The following is an 18,533-nucleotide window of genomic DNA, read 5'->3' as shown; positions in this document are numbered from 1 at the left end:
CAATCAAAATAATCTATCCCGGATTCAGGTTATTTTTATTTTGCATATCTTTGTACCTAATAAAATTTATACAACCTCTAAATGGACTCGGACATAGTCAGGCTTTTGCTGGCCTTATTTCTTGTTTTACTAAATGGCTTCTTCGTAGCCGCAGAATTTTCAATTGTTAAAGTTCGTTACTCACAAATTCAGTTAAAAGCCGCAGAAGGTAATTCTATGGCTAAACAGGCAGAACATATCATCAAGCATCTTGATGAATATCTTTCCGCTACACAATTAGGAATTACATTGGCATCCCTTGCTCTTGGTTGGGTAGGAGAAAGTGCCTTGCATCATATGGTTGAAAATATCTTCGCATCTCTGAGTATTGATCTTACTCAGACAACGATTACTACAATCTCTGTAGTGACCAGTTTTGTGTTGATTACCATTATGCACATTGTATTTGGTGAGCTTATCCCAAAATCAATTGCGATCAGAAAATCTGAAGCCACTACAATGGCAACTGCTGTTCCGCTAAGGGTTTTTTACACAATTTTTAAACCGTTTATCTGGTTGATGAACTCAATGTCAAATGGTTTCCTTAGATTGGTGAAAATTCACCCGGCTTCCGAACAGGAAATTCACTCTACAGAAGAGCTTCAGCTTTTGGTAAAACAAAGTGCTGACAGCGGAGAGATTGAAGAAGAAAACTATGAGATCATCAAAAATGCATTTGACTTTACTGATCATTCTGCTAAACAGATCATGGTTCCAAGACAGAATATTACTTCCATAGATTTTGAAGAAGATGTTACAGATATCATCAATAAGATTATGGACAGCGGGTATTCACGTATTCCAGTATATATTGACTCTATTGATAATATCATCGGAATTTTCTATACAAAAGAAATCATCAGGGAATTTGTTAAAAGAAAAGGAAATCTGGATCATGAAGACCTTAAAGATTTAATGCGGGATGCTTTTTTCGTTGTGGAAAGTAAAAAAGTTTCAGATTTGCTGAAAACGTTCCAGCTTAAAAAACAACATATCGCTGTTGTTATTGACGAATTTGGTGGGACTGAAGGAATTATTACATTAGAAGATATTCTGGAAGAACTGGTAGGGGAAATTCAGGATGAAGAAGACGATGAAGAAAAAATCGTTGATAAAATATCAGATAATACCTATTGGGTACAGGCTACGCAGCCTTTGGACGAAATCAATGAGTTTCTGCCTAAAAGACTTCCGCTTTCAGAAGAAAGTGAGTACAATTCATTAGCCGGATTCATTCTTTATGAGTTGGAAGATATCCCTGAAGAAAACCAGGAATTTGATCTTGAGGACTACCACTTTAAAATTCTGAAAATGAATAATAAAAGTGTAGAACTTGTAGAACTGGTCTATGAGGAACCTAATGCTATAGATCATTTAGCAGATAAAATTGGAGAAGTTTAAAACAGTTAGAATGAATTTTTATAATATCATAAAAGATTATGAAGATCCAAAGCGCCAGTATGAAGAAGATGTCCTCGTTCTGGATGATACGGATGAAGTTTATAAACTGGTACTGCATAATGACGATATTCATACATTTGATTATGTAATAGACTGTCTTATCGAAATATGCAAACATACCCTGGAGCAAGCAGAACAATGTACGATGCTTGTTCACTACAAAGGCAAATGTACCGTAAAAACAGGCTCAATGGATGTTTTGAAGCCTATGCATGAAAAATTAATTTCGCGCGAATTAACAAGCGAAATCGTATAAAATAAAAACCGGCAATAAATTTGCCGGTTTTTTTATTGAATCCGAAGGGGAAAGTTGAGTAATGGCAATAAATGACAAAGAGTAGAAGGCTTCAGGAAAATCTTTTAATCTTTAAATGCTTTAATCTTTTAATTTCTCAATACTCTTACATTGTCATATTTTATCTAAAATAGTATATTTGTACCAACTATAAAGAAACAAAAAAATAATGCTTGTAATAGGAATTGCCGGTGGTACTGGATCCGGCAAAACTACAGTTGTTGACAAGATACTTCAGCAGCTTGATATTGAGGGAATGAATATCCTTTCTCAGGATAATTATTATCACGACAACCAAGGTCTTACATTGACAGAAAGAGAAGCTCTGAATTATGACCATCCCAAGTCGATAGATTTTGAATTATTGATAAAACATGTGAAAGCTTTAAAGAATAATGAGCCTATTGAACAGCCCATTTACAGCTTTGTCACTCATTCCAGAACAGGAGATCATGTCACTGTAGAACCTAAAAACGTATTGGTAGTAGAAGGAATTTTGGTTCTTACCAACAAAGAATTACTGAAAGAATTTGATTTGAAAGTATTTGTTCATGCAGATTCTGACGAAAGGCTGATCAGGAGGATTAGGAGAGATACCCAGGAAAGAGGAAGAGATCTGAGCGAAGTATTACACCGTTATCAGACTACATTGAAACCAATGCACCAGGAATTCATAGAGCCTTCTAAAAATGATGCCGATCTTATTATCCCAAATATGAAGCAGAATTCCGTAGCGATTGATTTTTTAACTACTGTTATTAAAAACTCGTTGAAAAAACATTAAAAAAATGGAAGAAAACAACCTTATCAAAGACATTCAGCCGAAATCTGAAACATTCAAACTTATACAGAAATATGTTTTGAACAAGTATACCATTACGATCTGTCTGTTTTTGGTATGGATGATTTTTTTCGATAAAACCTCATTTCTTGTAATCAATGAACTGAATGGTGAGATCAGGAAATATGAAGAGCAGCTGGACTTCTACAAAAAAGAATACGAAAAAAATGATGCTTTTTATAAAAAGCTGATGAACAACAAGTCTGAGAAGGAAAAATACGCAAGAGAAAATTATTTTATGAAAAAGCCGAATGAAGAAATCTTCATTTTGGTGGTAGACAGCACAAAAGTTGCCAAAAAATAATAAAGTTGAATAGAATTAAGTCAATAATGAAATGTATTTTTAGTTTTTAAAAATTCACTATTGACAATTCACAAATAAAAAAACTAATGTCAAATACAGATATATTTTCAAACTGGGAAAGTTTAGTCAAAAAACAACTTAAAACAGAGGATATTTACCCTATTTTAGAAAAACAGAATTTGGAAGGAATAGAGGTGAAGCCTTTTTACACAGAAGTTCAGAAGCCTTTGGTAAATCTGCCTAGAGTTGAAGAAAGTACCCATTTGGTAGCAAAATATCATGAAAGTTTAGAAGAAGAAGTATTTGCATTTATCCTTGATCATAATGTAGAAAATCTTGATCAGAAAACTCTTTTTGTCAACAACAAAGAACTTGCAGGACACATCAGCCCTAAAGAAGAAGATCTGTATTTTTCATTGATTGACATTTTTAATGAAAAAGAAGGAAATATAGACGATCAGCTGGCTAAAGAATTACTGGCCAAAGACTTTAAGAGAAATATCTGTGTTGATATTTCACTGCATCAGAATGCCGGAGCAGCCATTTATCAGCAGCTTGGTATTGCGCTGGCAAAAACTAAGGAACTGGTAGAAGCTTATGGTGCTGAAATTTTGAATAAGCTAATCTTCAGAATAGCAGTAGGAGGAAATTATTTCTTTGAAATGGCAAAACTGAGAGCCTTTAAAATTGTTTTCAACCAGCTTTCTAAGGAATATGGTATGGATGAAATTCCTTACATCTTTGCGGAGACTTCACTGCGAAATAAAGCCGTTTCTGACAATGAAAACAACCTGATCCGCTCTACATTAGAACTTGCTTCCGCAATGATCGGAGGAGCTGACGCTGTTTTTACCAATAATTATCTTGTAAACAGAAGTACAGATAATTCGGAAGAAATTTCTTTCAAACAGCAGATTGTGCTCGCTTACGAAAGTATCATCAATGTATTTGAAGATGCTGTGAACGGAAGTTATTATATTGAAGATATTACGAAGCAGTTTGCAGAGAAATCATGGGCTTTATTTGTTGAAATCGAGGAAGCCGGAGGGTATCTTGAACTGTTGAAACAGGGAGTTGTTCAGAAAAAGATCTATGATCATGCTGTTGAAGAGCAGCAATGGATTGAAGAAGGAAAAATAAAGCTGATAGGGGTAAATTTATACCCTAAATTAGACGTTAAAAAGTCTATCGGAGATCTGTATAACGAAAAGGAGATAAAAGCGGTTCGCTGGGCTGAAATGTTTGAATAATGAAAGAAAAACTGGTAGACTTATTTGAATACACCTATCATTTCAATGTTGAGATGATTAAAGTTATTTCTGAAAACAGAGAACTTGTTGATGATAAAACCATCAGTCTGATTAATCATACTCTTAATGCACAACAGATCTGGAATGCCCGGATTTTGGGAGAAACTACTTTTGAAGTCTGGCAGATCAATCCTTTTGAATCTCTTGAGGAAATTAACCATAGAAATTTTCTTAAAAGCATTGATATTATAAGAAATTTTGATCTGGACAAAAGAGTAGAATATCAGAATTCAAGAGGAACAAAATTTGAAAACAGTATTTTTGAAATGCTTTTTCATGCAGTCAATCACTCTACCTATCACAGAGGACAAATCAATTCTTTGCTTAAGCAGAATGGAATAACTCCGGTATTGACGGATTATATTTTTTACAAAAGATAATTTTAATATAATAATGTTTTGACTCTGCTTAGCATGATATTTCTAATACTTGTTTTTTTGTAGTCGAAGCATTGATAACATATTATCATTTACACTCTGGAAAAATCTGTGGGAAATAAATTAATAAACAAAGAGATTCAAAACTATATCAATGCAAATCTGAATGCAGATTTACATACATTACTGCTGAAAAAATCACCATTTCCGGAAGTTTCTATACAGGAAATTGTACAGCAGATCAAAGGAAAACAGGTTGCTGAAAGAAAGTTTCCTTTTCTCTTGAAAGAAGGGATTATTTTTCCGCCACAGCTTAATCTCGAGCAGTCATCATCAGAAAAAACAGCTCTTTATAAATCCAACATCTTGAAAGGGAGTACATTTATTGATCTCACGAGCGGTTTTGGTATTGATGCCTATTATCTGTCTCAAAACTTCGATCATATCACTTTGGTAGAGCAGAATACAGAGCTTTTAGAAATTGTTGAGCATAACTGGAATACTTTAGGACGTCAGGCAAATTTTATCAACAAAAAGCTTGAAGATTTCCTGAACGGGAATCAGGAACATTTTGATGTCATTTATCTTGATCCGGCCAGAAGAGATCAGCAAAAAAACAAGGTTTTTCTTTTAGAAGACCTGTCTCCTGATATTCTCGAAATCCAGGAGAAATTGTTGTCTATTTCCAATCAGGTCGTCATTAAACTCTCTCCACTTATTGATCTTAAGTATCTTGTGTCAATGTTGCCGGGTATTTCAAGGATAGAAATTATTGCCCTGAAAAATGATGTAAAAGAAGTTGTCATTTTTTTATCCAAGGAAAATACGGACGAGATTATCTGCAGCTGTGTGAACCTTGAGAGTGGCGAATCTGCCTTTACTTTCAGATTTGGGGAAGAAGAAAATGCCGAGTCTGAATATTCCGAGCCTGAAAAATACATTTACATTCCCAATAACTCTATTTTGAAAGCAGGAGTTTTTAATTTGATTTCACAGAAATTCGGATTAAAAAAGCTTCATCCTAACAGTCATTTCTATACCTCCAGTGAAAAGAAAGGAGACTTTCCCGGGAGAATTATGGAAGTGGAACTGATTGACTCTAAAAGTATTAAGAAAAAAGAACAGTATAATATCATTTCAAAAAACTATCCTTTAAAACCTGAAGAAATCAAGAAAAAGTATGGTTTGAAAGATGGGGGAGATCATTACCTTATTTTTACACAATCCAAAAAAGGGAAAATAATATTAAAATCAGTATAAAAATGTTGCCGAAAAAAGCAGGATTTCTTACTTTTGGGCAATCAAAAATTTAAACATGAAATCGCCCGCTGTTTGGATAAATCAGAATAGGCTAAAATAGAGCGGTTTCATATGATCTTAAAAAAATAAATTTTACATATGAAAAAATTAGTTATATGTTTAGCAATTGCAACAGTAGCGGTAAGTTGTAAAAAAGTACCAGCTGGTGGAAATAAAGGGACTTTGAAACTGGAAGAAGGAGTAGACAGATATTCTGATGCTGCTCAGGGAGAAGGTCACGGATATGCAGCTGCTGCAGAGCATAAGGAAGAAGTTGCTGTAAAGCCAGAAGCTGCAGCTCCTAAAACAGACAGTACTGCTGCTGCAAAACCTGCTGAAGCTGAAAAGGCTCCAAAAGCTGAACACTAATTGGAAGTACAAAATATACAAATGCCCTGTTTTTGCAGGGCATTTTTTATTAAAAAAGATGGTTATAAGGCTCATTAGCATAAGATTGGTAAAATCCTGTCTTTTTGTTTGTCCCTGCCGGGCATTTTTTTTAATTTTAACAAAATAAATTTTTACAATGCAAGAGACATTAAATTACATTAACGAAAACAAACAGCGTTTCGTGGATGAATTATTTGAGTTATTGAGAATTCCTTCTATTTCTGCAGATCCGGCGTATAAAGATGACGTTTTGAAATGTGCAGATGTAGTGGCAACGCACCTTAAAAATGCAGGAGCTGATAATGTTGAAGTTTGCCAGACCAAAGGCTATCCAATTGTTTTCGGAGAAAAGATTTTAGATAAAAGTTTACCTACAGTATTGGTATATGGACATTATGATGTTCAGCCGGCAGACCCATTGGAATTATGGACAAAGCCACCTTTTGAGCCTTATATTGAAAAAACTGAACTGCACCCTGAAGGAGCTATTTTTGCAAGAGGTTCTGCGGATGACAAAGGACAGTTTTTCATGCACCTGAAGGCATTCGAAGCAATGATGAAAACCAATGCTCTTCCTTGCAACGTTAAATTTATCTTAGAAGGAGAAGAAGAAGTAGGTTCTGTAAGCTTAGGAGACTGGGTGAATGAAAATAAAGAGAAATTAACTTGCGACTGTATCTTAATTTCTGATACTCATATTTACAGCAACGAACAGCCAACTGTTACAACAGGATTGAGAGGTTTAAGCTATGTAGAAGTAGAAGTGGAGGGTCCAAACAGAGATTTGCACTCAGGTCTTTACGGTGGAGCGGTTCCAAACCCTATTCACGTTCTTTCAAGAATGATCGCTAATCTGATTGATGAAAACGGTCATATTACCATTGACGGGTTCTATGATAACGTAGAAACGGTTTCAGATGCAGACAGAGCTGATATGAACAAATTGAAAGACAATCCTGAAGAATTCAAAAAATCAATCGGATTAAGTAATATAGAAGGAGAAAAAGGATATACAACTTTAGAAAGAACATCTATCCGTCCTACTTTAGACTGCAACGGAATCTGGGGTGGTTATACCGGAGAAGGTGCAAAAACTGTAATTCCTTCTAAAGCTTTTGCTAAAATTTCCATGCGTTTGGTTCCTTACCAGACTCCTCAGGAAATCACGGAAAAATTCACGAAATATTTTGAAAAAATCGCTCCGGATACAGTAAAAATTAAAGTAACTCCTCACCATGGAGGAATGCCTTATGTTTTACCAACCGATACCAAAGAATTTGCGGCTGCAAAACAAGCGATGGAGTCTGCATTCGGAAAAGAAGTTCTTCCCTACAGAGGAGGAGGAAGTATTCCAATTACAGCAATGTTTGAGCAGGTTTTAGGAGCTAAATCTGTATTGATGGGCTTCGGATTGGATTCTGATGCAATCCACTCTCCAAACGAGCACTATGGATTATTTAATTTCTATAAAGGAATTGAAAGTATTCCGTTGTTCTTTGAAAATTATTCAAAGTAATTCAACGAAAATAAGATATAATAAGGTATTTCTGGAAAGAGATACCTTATTTTTTTGCTCTGAATTGAACTGTTTTACCTATATGGGAAGACGTTTTTAATAGATTTGAAAATTAAATTCACTGAGTATAAAAGCGTTATTTTTTATTTGCAATAAGTTATTTCACCATTCATGGAAAGTTTATATTTTTAATACAAAACTTGATTTCCTATGAAAAAATACTACTCAATTGCAATTTTACTATTGTCAGCATGCGTTTTTGCACAGCAGGCTGTATCCTTTGAATTCAATGAAGGGTTCAACTCTGGAAATATCCATGGCCAGGCGGGATGGATCAGTACTCCTACAGGAGGAGTTCCTGCAAACGTAACCCATCAGACTATCAGCGTAGATAAAGCCAGTGATGGAAGCAGTTCCCTCAAAATTGTCAAAGAAGCAACCTACGGAACCCAATCTGATCCTATTATCGGAGGTTTTTATAACCTACCGGCTCCGCTTGCTTACAACAATTTTTCCGTATCATTTGATATCAATATGTCGCAGCTCAACGGCTCTGATTTTGGTTTTCAGGGAGTAAATAACGTTGATGATCAGTTGGTTGTGAGATTGGATTTTGATAAAACCGGATTGCTCAAAATTCTGAATACCGTATCAGGTACACAGGATTTGATTTCCATATCTTCAGCCTGGCTGCCTAATATCTGGTACAGAGTGAAAGTCGTAGGAACTGCCACAGATGTCAGATATTACGTTAATAATGTTCTTATTTATACAGGTATAGCCGCAAGTTCAATGAATATAGATCAGCTGCGTTTTGTCCATAATAATGCGTCGGGGGCTGCTTATATTGATAATATTAAAATAAATAGTGAACTATTGGTATTGGGGATTAAGGATTCAAAGATTACTGCTAAAGAAGTATCTGTTTATCCTAATCCTGCAACTGATTTTATACAGGTTAATTCTCCAGGTACAGTTAAAAGTATTGAGGTCTATGATGAATCAGGAAAGCTGATCAAAACTGAAACAAAGAGTAGCAGAATGGATGTAAAAGGTTTTCCTGCAGGCGTATATATGGTTAATATCAAAACTGAAGGAAGGAATTTTACAGAAAAAGTGATCATCAGATAAATTATTTATTGATTCTGAGAACCTGTGTTCTTTTTAGCGTGCTGTAGGATTTATGGATGATTTTTTGGAAATGATACTTTTATTTAGGTTTAATATCTTTATTTGTTTAGGTTGAAATATATTATGTTAATTTATTTTTATGTTTAAAATATTCGTTGATTTTGCTTTTTTGATTAAAAGACCTATATTTGCTCAAAACTAAAAAATATCATGAAGAAACTTTACATTTTCGCAATTTCGTTGATTTCCATAACATCTTTTGCCCAGCAGACTATTTCTTTTGAAGCCAGTGAAGGATTTACAACAGGAAATATTAATGGCCAGCAGGGTTGGATTACTACAAATGATGGAGGTGTACCGCCAGTATATTTGACCACTCAATTGGTTTCAGCTGAAATGGCAACTCAAGGTTCAAATAGTCTTAAAATAACACCAGATTTACCTTATGGACCACAGCAAAGCCCTGTAATGGGTGGTTTCTATACCTTTACTACACCATTAACCTATAATAGCTTTACACAATCATTTGATGTAAGACTTACCCAAAAAAGCACATCAAGTTCGGATTTTGTATTCAGAACAGTAAGTACAACTGGAGCAGGAGGGATTGTTACTTATATTGATTTTTCTTACGACGGTGCAATTTTACTAGCTACAGCTGGTTCAGCTAACTTAGTAAATACCAATCAGACCTGGAATGCCAATACTTGGTACAGAGTGAAAATAGTGTCTACTGCTACAGGAATCCAATATTTCCTGAATGATGCGCTGATCTACACAGGACAACCATTCAGTAACAATAATATTAACAGAATGGATTTTGTGCATGATAATTATGGAGGTTCTGCCTATATTGATAATATTAAAATCAATAATGAAGCATCACTATCTACAAAAGATGCCGTTAAAAACGATGTGAAACTATCCATTTATCCAAACCCTGCTACTGAAGTGATAAAAATTACAACTCCTGGCAAGATAAAACATGTTGAAGTGTATGATATGTCAGGAAAAAGAATAGATGTAACATTGAATGGGGATCAGGTGAATGTAAGCAACCTATCTTCCGGAGCCTATTTACTGAATGTAGAAACGGAAGGAAGAAACTTTACAGAGAAATTTATAAAAAAATAATTCCTGATAAATCTTAGTATCAGTAAAACGCTCCAATTGGAGCGTTTTTGTTATTTTAGAGAATTAAAATTAGGGAATCAATGGCAGAGAATAAAACAGCTTATATAACAGGAGGAACCAAAGGTATTGGTTTCGGAATTGCTAAAATTTTACTTGAAAATGGAATCTCAGTAGCATTTTCAGGAAGAAAAAAAGAAGATGTCATGAAGGCGGAAGAGGAACTTAAACAATACTCAGAAAATGTTTTGGGAATTGTTTCTGATGTAAGAAGCCTGGAAAGCGAGCAGGAAGCAGTAAAATATACCGTTGAAAAGTTCGGAAGACTGGATTATATCATTGCTAATGCAGGATTGGGGATATTTAAACCCGTAGACGAACTCACAGCAGAAGAATGGAATGATATGATAGAAACCAATCTCACAGGTGTTTTCTATACCTTAAAAGCTTCTGTAGAAGAACTGAAGAAGACAGAAGGTTACTATATTACCATCTCAAGTCTTGCAGGGGCCAACTTCTTTGAAAACGGAACAGGATACAATGCTTCAAAATTCGGAGTGGTAGGTTTTACCCAGGCAGCGATGATTGATTTAAGGAAATATAATATTAAGTCTACGGTTATTATGCCGGGTTCGGTGGCCACTCATTTTAACGGAAATATTCCATCAGAAAAAGACAGTTGGAAGATTCAGCCCGAAGATATGGGGAATCTCATATTGGATATTTTAAAGATGAATCCAAGAGTTTTGCCAAGTAAAATAGAGTTTAGGGCAACAAAACCAGCGAAGTAACTACATCTAATGTATTGAATAATAATTTAATAAGTATTATGCATGCATAATATATTTTTTATTTATATTAGCAAAAATTAATTCAAACAAAATCTCTGCATAAACTGTCATGATTTTATGCGTCAAAGGGAAAAAATAAAATAGTACACATGAAAATATTAGTTTGTATTAGTAGTGTTCCGGATACTACTTCCAAAATTAACTTTACAGCAGATAAATCTGCTTTCGACAAGAACGGAATTCAGTGGGTAATCAATCCGCTAGACGAATTTGCGTTGACAAAAGCGGTTAAACTTCAGGAATCTCAGGGAGCAACAGTAACAGTAATCAACGTAGGAGATGCTGGTACAGAACCTGTGATCAGAAAGGCTTTGGCAATTGGTGCTAATGATGCTGTAAGAGTAAATCTTGATCCTAAAGACAGCTATTCTACAGCAAAAGAAATTGCAGCTGTAGCTCAAAACGGAGGATATGATCTTATCCTTTGCGGAAAAGAATCTATCGACTATAACGGAGGTTCCGTGCCAGGAATGGTGGCTCAGCTATTGAACCAGCCTTTCGTAAACGCTTCAGTAGGATTAGACGTAAACGGAAACGAAGCTACTGCAGTAAGAGAAATTGAAGGAGGAAAAGAAACTATTTCTGTAAAATTACCGGCAATTATTGCAGGTCAGAAAGGATTGGTAGATGAAAAAGACCTTATCATCCCGAATATGAGAGGAATTATGTCTGCAAGAACAAAACCTCTGCAGGTAGTAGAGCCTTCTTCTTCAGAAGTAAAAGTTCAGGGTGTATCTTATGACAGTGTTCCGCCAAGAGCAGCTGTGAAAATGGTTTCTCCTGACAACCTGGATGAATTGGTAAGATTGCTTCACGAAGAAGCTAAAGTAATCTAATAAAGATAACAGGTAAGAGGTGATAGGTAGCAGTTTTTACACATACTTCTCAGACCTAATCCCTATAGCCTAAACCCTACAACCTAAAAAATATAAACAATGGCAGTATTCGTATACGCAGAAAATATAAACGGAGTTTACAAAAAGGCAGCTTTTGAAGCAGTTTCTTACGCTAAAGCTGTTGCTGATAATGCTGGAGAGACCGTTACAGCAATCTCTGTAAACCCAACAGATTCTTCAGATTTATTATACAAATATGGAGCATCAAATGTAATCAATATCAAAGACGAAGGTCTTAAAAACTTCTCAGCAAAAGCATTCGCACAGGCTGTAAGTGAAGTAGCAGACGGAAACATCATCGTTTTCCCTCATACAACTGATGCTTCTTCAATTGCTCCTATGCTTTCTGTAATGAAGAACTATTCTTTAATTACTAACGCTTTAGAAGCTCCTGAAAGCCTTTCTCCTTTCCAGGTTAAGAGAAGAGCATTCTCCGGAAAAGGTTTTATGCATGCAAAAGCTGAAGGAAACGGAGTAATCGTTACGGTTTCTCAAAACGCTTTCGGTGTTAAAGAAAATGCAGTATCAGGTTCAGAAGAAGTGAAAAACTTATCAGTAGCTAATGAAGATACTAAAGTGATTTCTCACGAGCAGAGTTCAGGTAAACTAGACCTTAAAGAAGCTGAAGTTGTTGTTTCTGCTGGTAGAGGGATGAAAGGTCCTGAAAACTGGGGAATGATTGAAGATTTAGCAAACGTGTTAGGAGCAGCTACAGCATGTTCTAAACCGGTTTCTGACATCGGATGGAGACCTCACACAGAGCACGTAGGACAAACAGGTAAGGCAATTTCTCCAAATCTTTACATTGCTGTAGGGATTTCAGGAGCTATTCAGCACCTTGCCGGAGTAAACTCTTCAAAAACTATCGTAGTAATCAACAGCGATCCTGAAGCACCATTCTTCAAGTCTGCTGATTATGGAGTAGTAGGAGATGCTTTCCAGATTATTCCTGCATTAACAGAGAAAATTAAAGCAATAAAAGGATAAGAAAGTGAATAGTCAATTCGCTTTGCTCGTCAATTTTTAATTAAATAATTCACTTGCAAAGCAAAATTCACTATTGACGTTTGACAATCATCAACAATACAGATAAAAGCTCGGCTTTCCGGGCTTTTATTTTTGCGTAAAAAAGTAAAATCACAATAAAAAATTAATCTATATTTGTAGCTATGGATTATAAACAGCTAATTATTCGCGGAATATCGTACAGCCAGACCCAGTCGGGGGCTTACGCATTGTTACTGGAGCATGAAGAAACACACATAAAATTACCTGTTGTTATAGGAAATTTCGAAGCCCAGTCTATCTCTCTCGGATTGGAAAAAGATATCCATCCACCGCGTCCTCTTACTCATGATTTATTCACAAAATTTATAGTCTCTGCCAACTATGAGCTGATCTCTGTTATTATTTATCAGATTGTAGACGGAGTATTCTTTTCAAATATCAACTTTAAAAATAAAGCGAACGACGAAGAATTGATTCTTGATGCCAGAACCTCTGATGCTGTTGCAATGGCGGTAAGATTTGATGCACCTATATTTACAACACAGCAGGTTTTGAATGAAGCAGGGATTTTATTAGAACTGGAAGATGTAGCCAAAGAAGACCAATCTTTCTCAGAAACTGTACAGACGGAAGACAATTTAAAATCTCTTTCTATGGAAGAACTTCAGAAATTACTGGAAGATGCCGTTAAAGAGGAAGATTATGATACTGCTCTTGAAATTCAGGAAGAAATCAAGAGAAGGAAAAAGACAATTGACTAAAGAGATACTTTTTATATAAACTATGAATTTAAAATTACGACTGACCATCCTCAGTTTTCTCCAATTTTTTGTTTGGGGAGCATGGCTGATTACGATGGCAAACTTCTGGTTTGGCACAAAACATTGGGAAGGAACTCAGTTTGGAGCTGTGTTCGGAACCATGGGAATTGCTTCCATCTTTATGCCAACCATTACTGGAATTATCGCTGACCGCTGGATCAATGCGGAACGCATATTTTCAGTACTACACATTCTTTATGGGGTTACTCTTTTCATATTACCTCATTCCACAGATCCAAATTCTTTCTTTTCAGTAATGCTTCTTGCGATGTGTTTTTACATGCCTACGATAGCACTTGCCAACTCAATTTCTTATACGATCCTGAAAAATAACAATCTGGATGTTGTAAAAGACTTCCCGCCGATTCGTGTATGGGGAACTATTGGTTTTATTGTTGCCATGTGGATTACAAATCTTAGCGGAAACAAAGCTACAGAAGGACAGTTTTATATTGGAGGAGCTATCGCAATATTTTTAGGAATTTATGCACTTACCTTACCAAAATGTCCGCCACAAAAGCTGATTGATAAAAATTCGCCGCTATCTGAACAATTAGGATTGAATGCATTCAAACTTTTTGGAAACTATAAGATGGCCTTGTTCTTTTTATTTTCAATGCTTTTGGGAGCTGCACTTCAGCTTACCAATGCATATGGAGATGTTTTCTTAAGTGAATTTGCCCATTTTCCTAAATATGCTGACTCATTTGTAGTACAGAGATCTACCATTATCATGTCAATTTCTCAGGTATCTGAAACCTTGTTTATTTTGGCAATTCCTTTCTTCCTGAAGAAATTCGGAATTAAAAAAGTAATGCTGATGTCTATGCTGGCTTGGGTATTAAGATTCGGATTCTTTGCATATGGCGTTCCGGACGGATTTGGACTTTCTCTGATCGTCCTTTCATGTATTGTATATGGAATGGCATTTGATTTCTTTAATATTTCAGGGTCACTTTTCGTAGAAACAACTACAGATAAAAAAATACGTTCTTCAGCTCAGGGGTTATTTATGATGATGACCAACGGTTTCGGAGCTGTTTTTGGAAGTTATATTGCAGGTTGGGCTATTGATAAATTCTTTACCCATAAATTCGCAACCGTTTCAGAATTATCTACTTATCTGGAAACTACACCGGATAATCCTACTTTCCTTGAAATTCTGAAAAATAGTTTCAATGCAGTGGTTAATTCAGACGGAACCCTTTCGTCTGTAGTGATGGTAAAAGACTGGCAGCAGATATGGCTTTCATTTGCTATTTATTCGCTGGTACTGGCTATATTCTTTGCTGTATTGTTTAAACACAAGCACAATCCGGAAGATGTTTCATCAGTAAAACATTAATTAAAACTAACATTCTTTAGATATTAAATTGCATTTTTGAAAAAAAATGCAATTTTTTTTATTTTCAGGCAACCTTTTTTTTAATAGACCGTCTTATAGATAGAAACTGAAACATGAAGAATCTCGAAGAGAATTTTTTATTGGCTAAAAAACAAGACCGGAGAGGGCAGAAAGCTCTTTACGAGATGTTTGCTCCCAAAATGCTGGCCATTGCAAATTCTTATGTCAATAACCTTCATGATGCGGAAGACATCCTCCTGAATGCTTTGATGAAATGCTTTACCAGAATAGATGAATGCAGAGACTGGAAAAGTTTTCCGTTCTGGCTTAGAAAAATTATTGTTAATGATTCTATTACCTTCATCCGGAAGAATAAAAATATTCTCTACGCAGATGTGGAAATTGCCGATGATTATAGTGAAACCTTTGATGAAGAATATCCGGAAGAAATAAATATTGAAGAAATATTTTCTCAGATGCCAATAGGATATAGATTGATTTTTAATCTCTACGTCTTTGAGGACAAAAAACACAGTGAAATTGCTGAAATTCTTAATATCTCTGAAGGAACAAGCAAAAGCCAGTTGAGCAAAGCAAAAAAATGGCTTGCTGAATTTTTAAAAGCAAAAGAAAATGAAAAAAGAAATACTGAAACAGTTAAAATCTGATTACGAAAAGCTTGAAATAAAGCCTTCTGCAGATCTTTGGGGCAGGATAGAGCAAATAGACCAGAGAGAAGAGAAAAGTGCTGATATAAGCTTTAAAAAGGCTTTTCAGAGGTGGAAATACGCTGCTGTATTAGTTCTGTTGGTTTCTGTAGGAGTATTGCTTTATTTTAATAGAAATCATCCTGCTAATACAGACAATCCAATCGTTCATACAGAACTGCCAAAAAAGGATATAAAGACGCCTTTAACGGGTCAGAAAATAGATGCTGCTCAGAACATCATAACAGAAAACAATACCAGCCAAGAGAAATTAAAAGTAATTCCAGATATTCCTAGAGTGTATCAACAGAAAGAAACTCTGCAGAAAGAAGGATTAAGTATGGGTAAAGAAGAGCAGATTATAGTTGCTGATTATGAGATCAAAGCCCCGGTATTGGATAAAAATATAATTCCTATAGCAGATAAACCTGCTCTTGTAGAGAATAAAAAAACTGAATATATCAATGCTGATGAGCTCCTGCAGGGAAGAGAGTTCCAGAAAAAACGGGAAGAGAACAGAACGGATATCAGAAAATTCGGAGCGCTTGATATGACCAAAATTAAGGTGAAAAGTCCCAATTCTCTTAAGATATTTGGAGTAACTGTCTACACAGACTCACTGGAAAGCAAATAAACAATCATCTTTTGTATTACAGAAACTGCCCCGGAACAGGGACAGCAATCAAATATTGTCTAAAAATTAATAAAATATGAAACCAAAGTTACTATTGATGGCTGCTGTAATAGCTTTTAGCTATGGATTTGGCCAGGAAACTCCGGAGAATAACCTGACTGTCTATTCAAAAAAGATTGACAGCATAGTGATGTCTGAAAAAGGCAAAATGAATGTAGAACTGGATCAGATTGATAAGAGCTTTAAAGAAAAGAAAATTACCACCGATGAAAAGCAAAAACAACGTACAGTAATTGCTTCAAAATACGAGCAGATTATTAATGAAAAAATAGATTCCCAAAAGCAGGATCTTGAAATGGCAACCAAAGAACTCGTTAAAGACGCTGTTTTTAAATCTGAAGATTCTGTAAAAAATGGAAAAAATCAACTTTGGCTGGGACTCAATGGATTTAATATGAAACTCAACGAGAAGAAAAAGAAGAACAACCCGAAAAATTATCTCGAAACCTTAGAACTTTCCGTGAGTATGGGCGGAGCAGGATTAACTTCAAAGAACAAGCCTTTTGATTTTTACAGTAAGAATTCTGATATAAAAAACAGTGTTATCAACTCCTGGCAGCTGACATTATGGTACGGTAACCAGATCGGAAGTTACACCAGCCCTTTTTTCTATCGTTTCGGATTGGGAGTACGATCAGACCAGCTTACACCCAAATATGGGCAGGCATTCAAACAGGATAAATATAACTTATTCGTTGGTGATTTTGACCGTGGAACCCTTAAAAAAAGTATGCTTTATAATACATATATAACTGTTCCTGCAGATCTGAAATTTGTTTTAAATCCAAAATATAAAGACTATGAAGGTGTTAAATACCTGGATAATAATAAGAATCAGCTGTGCATTATTCTGGGTGTTTATGGGGGCATTAAAATAGGGAGTGTGAATTATTCCAAGTATTCCAATGAATTTTCCGATAGAATTGTTGAAAGAGAAAAAGTAATGCATGGAGTCAACGATATTGTTTTCGGAGGAAAATTGGGAATCAGTTATGCCGGGTTCAATCTGTTTGTGCAGAAAGACTTTACACCCGCTTTCAATGACAATGCTTTGCTGAAGAAAAAATATGGACTTCAGATTGGGATAGAGATCGCAAATGTTAATTTTTAATTTGATAACAAATAGCTTCCTTCTTTGTGTAATAAACAAAAATATTAAAGCTTTTTTGTAACTAACAAGCGTTCGGGTCATGAAATCCTATTTTTAAAACACACTATTTAAAAGTGTGTTTTTTTTTGTATTTTGGCACTTTAGTAAATATGAAAAATATTCAGTTATTAGGGTTACTGTTAGTCGTAATAGGCAGTTTTTTACCCTTGGTACATGTGCCTGTCATTGGGAACTGGAACTATTGGAAGCTTGATCATTATCTGGCGATCGCATGCTGGATATTGGCTGCATGTGCCGTTTTTGGAATTGTCAATAACAGCGTGAAAATCGTAAGGTTTTTTGGTATTCTGCTTATCCTTTTATTTGCATTTACCTTATTCGCTGTGAAGATGCAGTCTTTGCAATACTTTAGTTTTTTACCATTCAAATCCTGGCAGGAAACTTTTGCCGGAATTGTTAAACTGAAATGGGGCTGGGCTGTAGAATTTTTAGGAGCTTTCCTTTTGGTTTTTGCAGGAGGAAACAAAAAAATAAATAATCGCACACAACTATAAAAATGAACTTCTTAAAAATATTTTCCGCTGGAATTTTGTTGGTGGCAGCCGCACAGGCTAACGCGCAGACAGCAAATCAGAAAAAACCGGATAATCCGGCTAAATGTGCCAATATAAAAGAAGGTAAATTTGTAAGACCCAATTACCCGGAAGGAATATGGCATATGACCATTAAAGATAATGTTCAGACTGAATATTTCAATAATGGAAAAGACTATATCAAATCAACATTGGTTTTTGTGGATGACTGCAATTACAAAGCAATCATTATGGAGAAATCCGATAAAAACAATCCCATACAGATAGGAGATGTCTTCAATAATAAAATTTTAGCAACTCAGGATAACCTTCTGAAAGTTAATACTAAAATTGAAGGATCTCAGTTTGATGTGGTCTATGTAAAAGTAAAATAAATTCAACCTATACAACGGAACTTTTGTTCCGTTTCGTTA

At 35.3% G+C, this 18,533-nt stretch carries 21 protein-coding genes; all 21 read left to right on the top strand.

Annotation, left to right across the window (positions count from 1 at the left end; all coding sequences use genetic code 11):
- Positions 1-81 precede the first annotated feature (81 nt).
- On the top strand, positions 82-1,440 hold the full coding sequence (locus KYG33_RS04895; RefSeq protein ID WP_077416958.1) for a hemolysin family protein: 1,359 nt from the start codon (positions 82-84) through the stop codon (positions 1,438-1,440).
- Between the two features lie 10 nt (positions 1,441-1,450).
- On the top strand, positions 1,451-1,756 hold the full coding sequence (locus KYG33_RS04890; RefSeq protein WP_077416960.1) for an ATP-dependent Clp protease adaptor ClpS: 306 nt from the start codon (positions 1,451-1,453) through the stop codon (positions 1,754-1,756).
- A 208-nt stretch (positions 1,757-1,964) separates the two neighbouring features.
- Positions 1,965-2,579, top strand: coding sequence for a uridine kinase (udk, locus tag KYG33_RS04885; RefSeq protein WP_045497309.1), 615 nt, complete (start codon positions 1,965-1,967; stop codon positions 2,577-2,579).
- A gap of 4 nt (positions 2,580-2,583) precedes the next feature.
- A complete protein-coding gene (locus tag KYG33_RS04880) occupies positions 2,584-2,940 on the top strand; it encodes an FtsB family cell division protein (RefSeq protein ID WP_047374422.1) in 357 nt (118 codons plus the stop codon).
- A gap of 86 nt (positions 2,941-3,026) precedes the next feature.
- Complete coding sequence (locus tag KYG33_RS04875) at positions 3,027-4,190, top strand: methylmalonyl-CoA mutase family protein (RefSeq protein WP_219072783.1); 1,164 nt, start codon at positions 3,027-3,029, stop codon at positions 4,188-4,190.
- Entirely contained in the window at positions 4,190-4,630 is a 441-nt protein-coding gene (locus KYG33_RS04870) for a DinB family protein (protein ID WP_077416964.1), read from the top strand. Before KYG33_RS04875 ends, KYG33_RS04870 begins: the two co-directional genes overlap by 1 nt.
- A gap of 108 nt (positions 4,631-4,738) precedes the next feature.
- Positions 4,739-5,887: a class I SAM-dependent methyltransferase gene (locus tag KYG33_RS04865; RefSeq protein WP_139348533.1), complete on the top strand. Its 1,149-nt coding sequence runs from the start codon at positions 4,739-4,741 to the stop codon at positions 5,885-5,887.
- 138 nt (positions 5,888-6,025) lie between these two features.
- Positions 6,026-6,295 (top strand): hypothetical protein, encoded by a 270-nt coding sequence (locus KYG33_RS04860; RefSeq protein WP_219072782.1) that lies wholly within the window; start codon positions 6,026-6,028, stop codon positions 6,293-6,295.
- A 157-nt stretch (positions 6,296-6,452) separates the two neighbouring features.
- The gene (locus tag KYG33_RS04855) at positions 6,453-7,832 is read left to right on the top strand and encodes a dipeptidase (RefSeq protein WP_219072781.1); all 1,380 of its coding nucleotides are present in this window, start codon (positions 6,453-6,455) and stop codon (positions 7,830-7,832) included.
- A 210-nt stretch (positions 7,833-8,042) separates the two neighbouring features.
- Positions 8,043-8,963 (top strand): T9SS type A sorting domain-containing protein, encoded by a 921-nt coding sequence (locus KYG33_RS04850; protein ID WP_219072780.1) that lies wholly within the window; start codon positions 8,043-8,045, stop codon positions 8,961-8,963.
- A gap of 210 nt (positions 8,964-9,173) precedes the next feature.
- The gene (locus KYG33_RS04845; protein ID WP_180563860.1) at positions 9,174-10,097 is read left to right on the top strand and encodes a T9SS type A sorting domain-containing protein; all 924 of its coding nucleotides are present in this window, start codon (positions 9,174-9,176) and stop codon (positions 10,095-10,097) included.
- Positions 10,098-10,177: 80 nt separating this feature from the next.
- Complete coding sequence (locus KYG33_RS04840; protein ID WP_077416977.1) at positions 10,178-10,885, top strand: SDR family oxidoreductase; 708 nt, start codon at positions 10,178-10,180, stop codon at positions 10,883-10,885.
- A 149-nt stretch (positions 10,886-11,034) separates the two neighbouring features.
- A complete protein-coding gene (locus KYG33_RS04835) occupies positions 11,035-11,781 on the top strand; it encodes an electron transfer flavoprotein subunit beta/FixA family protein (protein WP_077416979.1) in 747 nt (248 codons plus the stop codon).
- A 99-nt stretch (positions 11,782-11,880) separates the two neighbouring features.
- Positions 11,881-12,828 (top strand): electron transfer flavoprotein subunit alpha/FixB family protein, encoded by a 948-nt coding sequence (locus KYG33_RS04830; RefSeq protein WP_219072779.1) that lies wholly within the window; start codon positions 11,881-11,883, stop codon positions 12,826-12,828.
- Between the two features lie 182 nt (positions 12,829-13,010).
- Complete coding sequence (locus tag KYG33_RS04825) at positions 13,011-13,610, top strand: bifunctional nuclease family protein (RefSeq protein ID WP_047385267.1); 600 nt, start codon at positions 13,011-13,013, stop codon at positions 13,608-13,610.
- A gap of 22 nt (positions 13,611-13,632) precedes the next feature.
- Positions 13,633-15,015, top strand: coding sequence for a nucleoside permease (locus KYG33_RS04820; protein WP_219072778.1), 1,383 nt, complete (start codon positions 13,633-13,635; stop codon positions 15,013-15,015).
- Between the two features lie 113 nt (positions 15,016-15,128).
- Complete coding sequence (locus KYG33_RS04815; RefSeq protein WP_219072777.1) at positions 15,129-15,683, top strand: RNA polymerase sigma factor; 555 nt, start codon at positions 15,129-15,131, stop codon at positions 15,681-15,683.
- Positions 15,649-16,356, top strand: a complete 708-nt coding sequence (locus KYG33_RS04810; RefSeq protein ID WP_077416986.1) for a hypothetical protein — start codon at positions 15,649-15,651, stop codon at positions 16,354-16,356. The genes KYG33_RS04815 and KYG33_RS04810 overlap by 35 nt, the downstream gene beginning before the upstream one ends.
- A 76-nt stretch (positions 16,357-16,432) precedes the next feature.
- Entirely contained in the window at positions 16,433-17,527 is a 1,095-nt protein-coding gene (locus KYG33_RS04805; RefSeq protein WP_219072776.1) for a hypothetical protein, read from the top strand.
- Between the two features lie 149 nt (positions 17,528-17,676).
- Entirely contained in the window at positions 17,677-18,081 is a 405-nt protein-coding gene (locus KYG33_RS04800) for a hypothetical protein (RefSeq protein ID WP_180563856.1), read from the top strand.
- A 2-nt stretch (positions 18,082-18,083) separates the two neighbouring features.
- Positions 18,084-18,494, top strand: coding sequence for a hypothetical protein (locus KYG33_RS04795; RefSeq protein WP_077416991.1), 411 nt, complete (start codon positions 18,084-18,086; stop codon positions 18,492-18,494).
- Positions 18,495-18,533: the final 39 nt, after the last annotated feature.

The organism is Chryseobacterium sp. D764, assembly GCF_019317325.1.
Classification (GTDB): domain Bacteria; phylum Bacteroidota; class Bacteroidia; order Flavobacteriales; family Weeksellaceae; genus Chryseobacterium.
Note: the sequence above shows the minus strand (reverse complement) of the source record. Positions and strands in the feature narration are given on the sequence as shown.